Source organism: Candidatus Sarmatiella mevalonica (assembly GCF_016751895.1).
GTDB lineage: Bacteria > Pseudomonadota > Alphaproteobacteria > Rickettsiales > Rickettsiaceae > Sarmatiella > Sarmatiella mevalonica.
Genome location: NZ_JACVVM010000040.1, coordinates 1 through 11,328 on the forward strand (window position 1 = coordinate 1; position 11,328 = coordinate 11,328).

10 protein-coding genes and 1 pseudogene are annotated in these 11,328 nt (G+C 38.2%); 3 read left to right on the forward strand and 8 right to left on the reverse strand.

Translation table 11 applies throughout. The features are described 5' to 3' along the window. The first annotated feature begins 127 nt into the window (after positions 1-127). Positions 128-562, forward strand: a complete 435-nt coding sequence (locus tag Sarmat_RS04065) for an IS1096 element passenger TnpR family protein (protein WP_202149551.1) — start codon at positions 128-130, stop codon at positions 560-562. 527 nt (positions 563-1,089) lie between these two features. Here the strand turns inward: Sarmat_RS04065 and Sarmat_RS04070 are convergent. From Sarmat_RS04070 to Sarmat_RS04090, 5 genes are read right to left on the reverse strand one after another with little or no spacing between them, the layout of a single operon-like run. Beyond that, a complete protein-coding gene (locus tag Sarmat_RS04070) occupies positions 1,090-2,895 on the reverse strand; it encodes a type IV secretory system conjugative DNA transfer family protein (RefSeq protein WP_202149552.1) in 1,806 nt (601 codons plus the stop codon). A gap of 10 nt (positions 2,896-2,905) precedes the next feature. Beyond that, positions 2,906-3,886, reverse strand: a complete 981-nt coding sequence (gene virB11 / locus Sarmat_RS04075; protein WP_202149553.1) for a P-type DNA transfer ATPase VirB11 — start codon at positions 3,884-3,886, stop codon at positions 2,906-2,908. Then, positions 3,883-5,304 carry a TrbI/VirB10 family protein gene (locus Sarmat_RS04080; RefSeq protein WP_202149554.1) on the reverse strand — a complete coding sequence of 474 codons (1,422 nt, stop codon included), beginning with the start codon at positions 5,302-5,304 and terminating at the stop codon, positions 3,883-3,885. The genes virB11 and Sarmat_RS04080 overlap by 4 nt, the downstream gene beginning before the upstream one ends. Positions 5,305-5,317: 13 nt before the next feature. Further along, positions 5,318-5,833, reverse strand: coding sequence for a TrbG/VirB9 family P-type conjugative transfer protein (locus Sarmat_RS04085; RefSeq protein ID WP_202149555.1), 516 nt, complete (start codon positions 5,831-5,833; stop codon positions 5,318-5,320). Continuing rightward, the gene (locus Sarmat_RS04090) at positions 5,820-6,485 is read right to left on the reverse strand and encodes a VirB8 family type IV secretion system protein (protein WP_202149556.1); all 666 of its coding nucleotides are present in this window, start codon (positions 6,483-6,485) and stop codon (positions 5,820-5,822) included. Before Sarmat_RS04090 ends, Sarmat_RS04085 begins: the two co-directional genes overlap by 14 nt. A 204-nt stretch (positions 6,486-6,689) precedes the next feature. Here Sarmat_RS04090 and Sarmat_RS04095 point away from each other — a divergent pair, with 204 nt between their 5' ends. Beyond that, positions 6,690-7,619 (forward strand): polyprenyl synthetase family protein, encoded by a 930-nt coding sequence (locus Sarmat_RS04095; protein ID WP_202149557.1) that lies wholly within the window; start codon positions 6,690-6,692, stop codon positions 7,617-7,619. Positions 7,620-7,646: 27 nt separating this feature from the next. On the opposite strand, the gene hisS is transcribed toward Sarmat_RS04095, so the two are convergent. The 3 genes and pseudogenes from hisS to Sarmat_RS04110 form a co-directional block, all read right to left on the reverse strand. After that, positions 7,647-8,987 (reverse strand): histidine--tRNA ligase, encoded by a 1,341-nt coding sequence (gene hisS, locus Sarmat_RS04100; RefSeq protein WP_202149558.1) that lies wholly within the window; start codon positions 8,985-8,987, stop codon positions 7,647-7,649. A 19-nt stretch (positions 8,988-9,006) separates the two neighbouring features. Next, positions 9,007-10,083: an LptF/LptG family permease gene (locus Sarmat_RS04105; RefSeq protein ID WP_202149559.1), complete on the reverse strand. Its 1,077-nt coding sequence runs from the start codon at positions 10,081-10,083 to the stop codon at positions 9,007-9,009. Positions 10,084-10,643: 560 nt separating this feature from the next. After that, positions 10,644-11,016 (reverse strand): annotated as a pseudogene (locus tag Sarmat_RS04110) (transposase family protein); the annotation flags it as partial. Between the two features lie 132 nt (positions 11,017-11,148). Here Sarmat_RS04110 and Sarmat_RS07355 point away from each other — a divergent pair. Next, positions 11,149-11,328, forward strand: a 180-nt coding sequence (locus Sarmat_RS07355) for a transposase (RefSeq protein WP_410520497.1), incomplete at its 3' end; no start/stop codon positions are given.

Consider the following 11,328-nt stretch of genomic DNA (forward strand, 5'->3'; position numbering starts at 1 on the left):
GCAGCAAAAGATCTCCTTGCGGCCGAAGAATCCTTTTTTGTGAGTTTAGGGGAAAATAAGCAAGGGTTTGATGAGCATTTGCGCGGCATTTTACAGCAACAAACAGCGGACGCAGCATGAGGAAGGAATGAAAAACAAAATTTATACTTTTAAAATCTCTGTAGATAATAACACTTTCAGGATCATAGAAATAAAAGGTGAAAAAAGCCTCTATGACTTGGCAAATTTCATAGTAAAATCTTTTGATTTTGATATGGATCATGCATTTGGTTTTTACAATAACATTAAAGATTTATACAGCAGCGATGAAATTTATGAACTGTTTGCTGATATGGACGATTGCGATCCAAGTGAAAATGCGCAAGGAGTTAAGAAAACAAAAATTTACTCGGTGTTTGAGCCAAAAAAGAAAATGGCATTTTTATTTGATTATGGGGATGAGTGGATTTTTCTAGTCGAATGCAAATCTATTGCAGAGCCTTTAGAAAAAACAAGGTATCCGCGTATTGTTGAAAAAGTTGGAAAATCACCGGAGCAATATCTTGATTATGATGAAGAATAATATGAAAAATGATAAAACCAATCTATATAATGCGATAAAATAAAAAGAAAATGCCATCATCCTATAGTCAAGATTTTCGTAAAAACTTAAATCCGATAGAAAAATTCTTGGCAAATATGAAACGTTGGATTAAAGACAGAATCTCTTCTTTTGATAAACTTTATGATACTTTAAATCAGTTCTTTGTCTTGCAAACCTCAATTTAATTTACTATACACAACCAATTTAACGGTCTCGAGGAACGCAAGGAGTTTTGGCAACAAAATTACCTTTCAGAGCAGATGAACTATTTAGTTACTACTAAAAAACTAACAAAAATTGATATGATATTTCGCTAGACCTCTTACAAAACTCGCTCAATTGAGAGCAAATGCAAAGATCAAATGAAAGCTCAGAACTTTGAGCGTACATGAAGTGAGGGTTTCGAATCGATAGTGACGGGCGCAGTTACCATAAAGGAGTAGAGCCTGCACAAGAGGTCTGTTCTTTATATCTATTGTTTAACAAACACATTCTACTGTCTATATTTAGTTAGGATTAACCTCCTCACCATTTAGACCATCAGCACTAGAGCCATCGCTTTCTTCGAAAAAGCCAGCATCTTCGGGACCATCTTCCTCTATCACCTCGGCATTTGGAATATACGGCTCTTGCTTTGGCACGAAAGTGGCTTTTAGTAGTTTGGTTATAAAATCACCATCCTGAAAATAACGAATTTTTTTTGATTTAATTGGTGGGAATGACTCGATGAGAATGATCTGCTCATCCTGCGGCAATCCAATAACCTCTTGAGGCAAGAGTAGGGCTCTTTGTACCGTTGAAATGCTCTCAGACATCTTATTTGTATCTAAGCTCATAGTACCCACACCCTTACTTCTAGAAGTATTGGTTACTGTTTTTGTACCGCACAGCTGAGAAATGAGATTAGCAGTTTCATAGTTGTTAGCTGCAAAAGTTACTCTGAAAGTAGAGTTGGAAAGGAAAGAGTTCATGCCAGCCTCCTCATAAATCCCCTTTAGCTGCTGAGTATCTTGAATAATCAAAAGCAAACGCACCCTATAACCACGAAAGTAGGCAATGCCTGCCTTAAAACTCTCCATTTTTCCCAAAGTAGGAAACTCATCTAACAAAAACATCACGCCATAAGGCTCTTCCTTAAGGTCTGGCATCTTACGAGTTAAGAACTCAGTGGCCTGCTGGTAAAAAACCTGCATAAGCTTTTGCAGCCTTTGTATATTGTCTGGGGTTAACCCAACATACACAGTCACTCTCTTCTTCTTCATCTCTAATATATTAAAATCAGAAGAAGCTGTTGCGGCATCTATCAAAGGGTTGGCCCATAACTCTAGAGAGGAGTTTAATGTAGAAACAACGCCAGAACGCTCCTTGTCTGCTTTTTGCAAGAAGGCAGAAATGTTCATATATCCTATAGGGCTCATCTTCGCCCCATAAGCATCAAGTGCAGTGGCCAAGGTGCCAGCGCAGTCATCGCTACGCAGGGTTCTTACTACTTCTCCAAAGGTTTTGGGTTTTGTGTCGTTAGATACTAAATATAAAATAATGCCCATCAATAAGCTTCTAGCCTCATTTTCCCAGAAATCCTGCTTAGGTAATAACAAATTGCATATTTTTTGCACGTCATCCACCATTTGCCCTGGCTTTTTACTAATCCAATCTATTGGATTGTAACAATGAGTAATGCCATCTGGGTTAGCCGGCTCCCACACAAACACTTCCTGCCCCCTTTGCTTACGCCATCCACTAGTTAAAAGATAATTCTCTAGCTTGATATCATGCACAAAAATAGAATCTTCCCAGAAAAGCAAGTTAGGAATAGCAAAGCCCACACCCTTACCAGAACCAGTAGGGGCGAACAATAATGTGTGCTGAAACCCATCTGCTACAAAAAACCCCTCATCATCTTTACCAAGCAACATACCGCGCTTGGCTCTCAAGTTTGCTTTACGCACCTCCGCAGGAGTGGCCCAGTGCGCATCTCCATATACTTGCTCTGGTTTTTCAAAGAATTTTAACGAGGAAATTTTGGTTGCATGTAGTTTATACACCATGCTTGTGATAATTGGTGGCACAAACATACTTAAAATCAACTTTATTTTAAGGTGATTATGCATTTTCCAATCTAAATCAGACCAATTCACAATTAGCCATTTCATCCACGTTTTTGCAAGTAGTACACAAGTAAAATCAAACCGCACCAACGACAATTGGTTAGTAATAACCGCAACACAATACCCCGTAACCCACAGATTGATAATCAATACCGTGAGGTGAAATAAAAAATGAAGAAAAATCCTGCGTAATCTAACAAACATATCTCAGAATTTACATACGATTATATTTAATTTCAGAAACATAACGTAAACCTTTCTCACCTCTTTTCAATTGAACCACTACATCTACTACGCTATTGATATATTTTGTTATCTCTGATGGCGGAATATCTAAACCCGCTTGCGTTACCATTAATTTAAGCTGTTCTAATGCCATATCAGGGCTATCAGCATGCAAAGTAGCAATAGACCCAGGATGACCTGTATTAATAGCTCTTAAAAAACTAAATGCTTCGGCGCCGCGCAACTCGCCCACTATTATTCTATCTGGTCTAAGGCGCAAACAAGCCTCTATTAGATCTTGAGTAGTAACCTTGGCTAATCCCTGCCCCCCTTTAGAAACTAACAAATGCGCCGCGTTAGGTTGCGCTAGTATAATCTCCCTAGCATCCTCTACCGTAATAATGCGCTCATGCATTGGTATAGCCCCCAACCCAGCGTTAGTGAAGGTTGTTTTGCCAGTAGAAGTGCCGCCACTGATAATGATATTTTTCTTATACAAAATGGCTTGCTGTATAAACTCCTTAAGCCGTCCACTCTCTAATAGCTCCTTAAGCTCTATATCGTTTTGATTCACTTCCGATTTTATGCTAGTGCTGCTAAACATACCAAGTCGCTCGTAATCTTCTAAAGACAAATGCACTTGGCTGCCTTTTCTGATAGAATAACAAACCTTACCCACTTCACACGCTGGAGGGAATACTATCTGCACCCTATAACCATTAGGCAATGTAGCTGAAAGCAAAGGCTTTTCGGCAGAAATCGTTTGCTCTGTAGACTGCGCTATAAGCCTACCTAAACCAAGCAGATGATCTAGATCTAGTTCATCCATGATCTCAGACCTAAAATCTCCAGCCTTTTCTATCCACACCTCTTTAGGTTTGTTAACGGTAACCTCGTTCACTCCCTCTTCTGCAAAAATCTTATTAAATGGCAAAAGATAGCTATCTAATGCAGCATGCGATGATGTCATTGCACATACCTCCTCTTCATAACCACGTGTTTAGGAAAGGAATAGTCTCTATTTACGTATATCTTAATTAAAGTTCCTTGATTCACTGTAATGTTCATAGCAAAAGGTTGCGCTCCCATCATATCTTTTATGGTGTTAGTAAGATCTTTAAACGCCTGCACGGACGCCTCTTGCGACTGAGTTGGATTCACAGAATTGTTAGTATATGTCATAATAGACACCGCGGTTTTATTCACCGCCGCCATCAATGCCTGTAGCTTCTGATTAACAGGATCAGGGCTAACGTTGAGGGTGTTACAAGTGTTTACAAACTGCGTATAAGAATCACCAGCGTTCAATGGAATAATTGGTGGTACAGATCCGCAAATAGATTGGATTTTCTGAGCGTCACTCTTGCCTGGATCCTGATAGATGCTGAACGCTAAATTATTAATCTCTGTAGCAGAATTTGAGTTAGCACCAGCAGTTTGATTTTGTATCACAGGTGGCACAAGTTTATCCAGCCCATAACCTATACCGATATTCACTAAAGATGCGAACACAGAGTTTGTTAATATCTCTTTAAATTTATGGTCAAGCTTTCCTTCTATACCGGTTCTGCCTAAATTATCCACCGCTACTCCTTCAAGGTTTAAAGTATAACCATTTAATAAGTCTATACGATTCCACGTAATAGCTATTCTGCCATAAATAGCACCCAAACCGGCTTGATATTGCCCAAAAGCCTTAGAGCCCTTAGGAATGAGAATATTTTTTCCACCCTCAGCAAACACATCACGACTCACGATCGCTGTTATCTCGCCACCAAAGTCGGTATTAATCGCCGTCTCCAACACAACATCTATTATTTTGCCCTTTGCCAATAAAAATTCATTCGAGCCCCTTTTAACAAAAGAGTTTTCTTGCTCAATCTCCTCTTTGGTTTTGGCTGGAGCCCCACCGGAAATCAGCATAATACCAGCTCTACGCTTTGCTTCCTCGCGCTGCGGATCTTTTACGTTGTCTACGGCCTGAACCTTACTAGCTTCGTTATCTTGAATCACCTTTACCGGAGGCGCTATTTCATCCACCTCACCTGTAGTTTCCAAAACGCTCTCTTTTCGCGAAGAAATATCTGGGGGCAGTGGCGGAGCAACAACCTCCTCTCGTTTAGGTGCATCCAATATAGGCTCAACAATCTGCGGCAAACGCGCCTCTTCCACCTGAGTCACATTAATATCTTGCGCGGGTCTAGCAATATCTTGCGGTATTTCTCTTACTATAGCTCTATCTTCTTCTTGGTTTTTTTTCGAAAAAATAAAATGAAAAGCGAAATATACAACAATTACAATCACTACACCAAAAACTAACATATTTGTTTTAGGATTGCTTGCTACTTGAGATAAATCGTACTTAACTTTAGGCTGCTCTTTACTCACTGATAAAACCTCTCTAACTCTCTTTCATAGACTGATTTTTTGGATAACAAAACTTAATCACATACACTAAATTCTCTTCCTTACCAGGTTCTAAATCCTCAGAAACTAAATCGAATTGATAGACCCTTTTGTTTGTAATTATCGTCATATTTGTACGAATGTTACGCTCCATTGGTTTGATAAACAAAATATTATCTACCGGCGTAATCTTCCATGCAAAATTATCACCCAACGTGATTGTCATCACCTCCTCTCCTTTAGCGAGCTCAATGCTAGACTGAAAACCGTAATGCAGGGTAAGAAGATACACTTGGTTTTTGCTGTATGTATACACTTTAATTCTACTGTCTGCAGCAGACACCTTTGGTACCGCAAAAAGCGTCAACACAATAAGAAAAAATGATAGCAAACTTCTGTAAAGAAGCTCCGTAAACAGTATGGTGGATTTGAAAGTTGGACCAAAATGCAAATCGCCATTTGTAGTGCCGCTTCTTAAAAAGTCTAATGAAAAAAACCTAGCTATTGTCATCATCTACTCTATAACCTTTAACTTGAAAACCTACTGGATTAATATCTAATTCCTTCTCTTTTAACTCCGTTGGAACATAATCAAAATCTACTATCGCTAACTTATTAAACACCCTTCTCGCACCAGCTGTCTCGGTTAATGCAAATCTAAGCATAAGTTTATTTTTAGCCAACTTTGACCATGATTTGACCGTAAGATAAGTACTATTACTCGTGCCATAGAGCGTTTCAGGATTTCTGTCTTTGTTAGTAACTATCCCAACATATTGCCAATACACATCACTTGTAGACATTAATCGTACTACATTACGTGAGTAACCAGCAAAATCTGCTGAATTATAGGTTTCTCGCGCAGTTACGTACTTTTTCACGAAATATCTAGATAATGATTCAGTAGCTTCTAACGTTGAATTATTCACTAACTGTACAACCGTCGTCTCGCCAGTTTTATTATCTAACTGTATAATAAACGGATCAAAACTCTTGCTCTGCATCACATACGTAGTCACCGCTAATAGACAACAACACAAAATAATGTTTAGAATAACTATCGCTAAAGCAATATTACGCTGCACAAGCGCTCTTTCATATCTACTCGCATACCAATCTTTTGTTACTACTTGCTTCGTATCTATTTTTTGCGCAGACTGCATACAGCGGTGTGATTTATGGAAATGATTTTTAAAAAAATAAAAGCAATATAATATTTGAGTATGAATGAGAATTTTGGACAAGGAAATAAAAAATAGCTTTTTGCCTAACTTTTTTCTCTATAAGTGGTATTTGAGCCAAAAAATTAATTATCGGTAGAATAAATGGAAGAATTAAGTGATTTATTATATAAAGAAATAGGACAAATGCATGAGTTCATTAAGCAGCTACTGCAACAAGAGCAAGACACTCTATATACCATCAGCAAGCATTTGCTAGATGGTGGAGGAAAGGGGGTGCGATCTCTACTCTTTTTTCTACTTAACAAGGGCTTTGGTCAACAAGATCCTGCTCAAATCACGCTTGCTACAGCTATAGAATTTATTCATACAGCCACATTATTTCATGATGACGTGATAGATGATGGACAAATTAGACGCAATAAACAAACAGCTCACCTCATTTGGGGCAGTAAGCTAGCAATTTTAGTTGGCGACTTTCTTTTAAGTAAGGCTTTTGAGCTACTTGCGCAAGTAGGCGACGTGGAAATTATGCGATGCATTTCTAAAAATTCCCATCTTATTATTCAGGGCGAAGTAGAGCAACTCAGTTTATTGCGCAAGAAAATAGAAGTAGATGAAGCGGAATATCATCGCATCATCCATAACAAAACCGCATGCCTTTTTGGGGCAATTTGCAGGATGAGCGCATTATTTTGTACAAAAAATACATGTGCCGATGTATTAGAGAAGATAGGAGTGGAAATTGGCATGATGTTTCAGATGCAAGATGATCTTTTAGATTATTTTGGAGATTCGCAAATCTTAGGTAAGAAGGCCGGAGGTGATTTTATCGAAGGAAAGTTCACCCTCCCAGTTATCTTGCTGAAAAATGCGATGAATTCAGAAGAACGAGATTGGTTGATTAATATCATGCAAAAAAGCAAGAAAAATGATAAAGACTTCGAATTAATTCTGAATAAAATGCGTGGTTTTGAAATAGAAAGAAAGATGCAAGAAAGAATAGATTCTAAAATACATCAAATACATCAGTATCTAAATCAACTCAAGGAATACGAAGAGCTACAAAAGCTAACGCAGAAATTCTTGATGTGTTTAACAACGAGGAGGGTTTAAAAGCGTAATAATTCTAACAACCATTTACTATCGCATCAACACATTATGCACTAACTGTTCTATCGATATAGTTCTCTGTTCATTCTTTTCTAGATCTTTTAAAATCACATCATTGCCTCTTAACTCATCTGCATTAGCAATAATCACAAAGCGTATACCTTTCTTATCTGCATATTTTATCTGACTCCCGAGCGGCGCACATCCAGAGTACAACTCTGTATTCAGCCCACTCGCGCGCAGCAGCTTTGCGATATTAACATACTGGCTAAAAACAGCCACATCCTGCACTGTAACCAACACATCAGCTAAAGTACACTTACTCTCGCCTAATATCCCATCTTCTATCATCCTAGGTATCAAACGCGAAATACCTATAGAAAAACCAACGCCAGCAAAAGTTTTATTTTTTACAAAATAAGAAGTCAGATTATCATATCTCCCTCCTCCAGCAATACTACCTAGCTCTGGAAAGTCAAGCGCCCTGGCCTCCGCAACCACCCCGGTATAATAGTTTAAACCACGTGCTAAAAATGGGTTCACCTGCATAGCTTTGTCTGGTATACCAAATGCCTTACACGCCTCATGCACTTTTTGTAATTCAAACAAGCCCTCCTGGGCAGCTACAGAACGCTGAAAAGCATCCCAGCTCCTTATATACTCAAAACAACTTGCATTATTAATAGTTAATTGGGGTGAATTCATGGCCAGCATCATCCAATCTAACGCATCATCTGCTAGATATACACTCATTTGCTCCTGCAGCTCTTGGTTAGATATTTTGGCACGCTTGTCTATGATGGCAATTAAATCTTGTATCTTAGACTGGTCTGATATCACGGTGCTTACTAGCCCAGTTAAGAGCTGATAATGATTTAAACTAATAATAAAATTAGTCAAACCTATTGTACTCAACACATCATACACCATAAACAACCCTTCGGCATCAGAAAGGTGAGTTAAGGGGCGGCTGTCAATCACATCTATATCACATTGATAAAACTGCCGATACCTACCAGTTTGCGCCCTTTCCCCACGCCATACCGGGGCTATGTGATAGCGCTTGTATGGGAAAAATAATTTAGCATGATGTTGCGCAACATATCTAGCAAGTGGCACGGTTAAGTCAAAGCGCAGAGCTAAATCTCGCTCTTTTGCATCGCCACCACCCTTATGCGCAAGTCTATATAAGCCATATATCTCGTTGTCGTTACCTTTAGCCAAAAGAGTATCAACCCTTTCCACCGCCGGGGTGTCAAGTGGTAAAAAATTATGAGACTCAAATCGAGTTCGAATAATTTGCAAAACTCTGTTAAAAATAATCTGATCCTGTGGTAAAAATTCAGGAAAGCCCGAGATATTAGTAAGCATTTTTTTATTCGAATTCTTGTTAGAATAATAAAATTAATAAATAGAAGGCTAGGAGGGTTGCGGTGTATAAATAACAATATAACACTAAAGTGTCATTACTGGCAACTAGATATTGCAACGTAAGATACACGCCGCTTGCGCAAGCTAGCAATAATATTATGTATATTAAAAAGAAATCGCCGCCGCTTCTATCAAACCTCTTCATTCGCAAAAAAAGAGATAACGCTAGCATCGGTAGAGCCAAATTATATATAGGCCATATTATTCTCTGATGGGCCACCGCTCTCATTTCTTTTATTCGCGTCATATCTAATAAATGATTGGGTTGGATCTTCAATAATTTCCAGGTACTCATTGAATAAAAATCAAACCTATTATCACTCTGAAAATTCATCATGCTGTCTAATTCTATCTGTAAAAATAAACGAGCGAATCTTAAATTCTCCATCTCACCATTGCTATTCCTAGCTTGGCGCAAACCATTGATAATCTCAATCTTATATTTGTTATCATCACAAGCAAATATTCTTCCACTTTCAGCGAGAATAAGCTGCTCGCCCGCACTACGATCTATTAAAATTAAATTTGTCAAAAAGCCATTCGTATCTTTCTTTTCAATATATAAATAAATGTTTCTGGTGATTTTATTAAAGGTTTGTTCTCGTACTACTAGAGAAAGATAGCGATTTTTTAGTGCATCTAGCCGCTCCATTAGCTTTGCATAAGACGGACCTATTACAAAACATGCCAAAGAAAGAGAGAGTAGGGTGGTGGATAAGCAGAAAATGAAAGCTGGTTTTGCTAAATCCCAATAGCTCAAGCCACTACTTTGTAGAATTAAAATTTCTCTACTATTGTTCATAAGATAGTAGATGTATACCACCGCCAAACTGCATACGTAAGGCGAAATCGTAAAAAATACTTGCGGCAGAAGCATTACGCTTACAGATAAAAAATCTGCAACAGCAACGCCACTGCTAAAAAGATGAGATAACTTAAAGAGGCGGTGAGTCCAGGCTATACCTATTACCACAAGGCTGATAGACAAGAAAGGCCAGAGGATGTTGCGCGCAATATATTTTTGATATATAGGCATTATATTATAACAAGGACGTACCTTAGAAGAAGAATTATTTAACCTAGCAAGAACGGAGCTAGGTTCAAGTATAAGATATGCACAGCATTGCTGTCTACTCTAATATACTATTACTGCTCTTGTAAATTTGCTCCTATAAATCCTGCTGCGTAAGTAAGTGGTGTATGACGTTTCGTATTAGGAGGTCTATTTTCGGAAACAATATATAGATCGGCTTTATTATGTTTTTTGATGATAACAATTCTTGCAACGAATGGTTCTAATGTTTTTATAGTAAACCACCTTACATTAGGTAAAGAGATATGGTATTGTTAAAGGAAAAATATCAACGAAACCATATAGCGAAAACTGAAAAGCAAAACGCAAAAAGAAGCATCCGAAGTTTTTGGAATACACAACAATACGATGCATAGATGGAATAAAGAAGGTAATGGCAGTGCTATAGATCTAATCTTTGAAGAGCGCGCCAAAGTTAAGAGGTTTATAGGGGAAGTTTTGAGTATCCAAGTACAGGCTCAAATTTTGAGCGGTTTCTTCAATAAACCTCTTTCGAAACTCATTTATACTAGCTCCATGTTATAAATAGCTGCAATCAAATTGAATCTGAGGCCAAACCTTTTGCGTCTGTTTCTATATTTGTCAGATATGATTTTAAATCGTTTGAGCATACCGATAACATTTTCATTAACCACTCTTTCACTGGCGAGCTCTTGGTTTTTCTGCTTATCCTCTTTTGTTAACGGGTTTTTCTTAGTCTTCTTTCTTGGTAATTCAGATTTGCTATGCAGCTTTTGTATGCCTTGATACCCGGTATCAGTAATAGCTTTTATAGAAGGGTTTACCATTTGCAAAAGCAGTGCATATTACTTGTTTCATCTTCTTATCGACAACAACTTGGGACTGTTGCGAGATGAGGTAATTTTTGTTATAATAAGAACCAGTCACGCAAAAGGTTGAAGTATTGGAGGGACATCGTTATGATTGGCATCAAAGGGAGGATATGAGATGTCAACGAGCTATACGAGTGATTTAACAGATGAAGAATGAGCCGTAGTCGAAAAGATAATTTACAAAAGAAGGGGGAAACAAGGCAGGCCGCCCCCTAGGGATGCCAGACGTTTATGGGATGGTATATTTTACATTACCAAAAATGGCTGTTTCTGGAGGGATTTACCCAAAGATTTTGGTCCCTGGAAAAGGGTATTTAATTACTTTAATCGGTTAAAACATAGGGGAATACTTGAA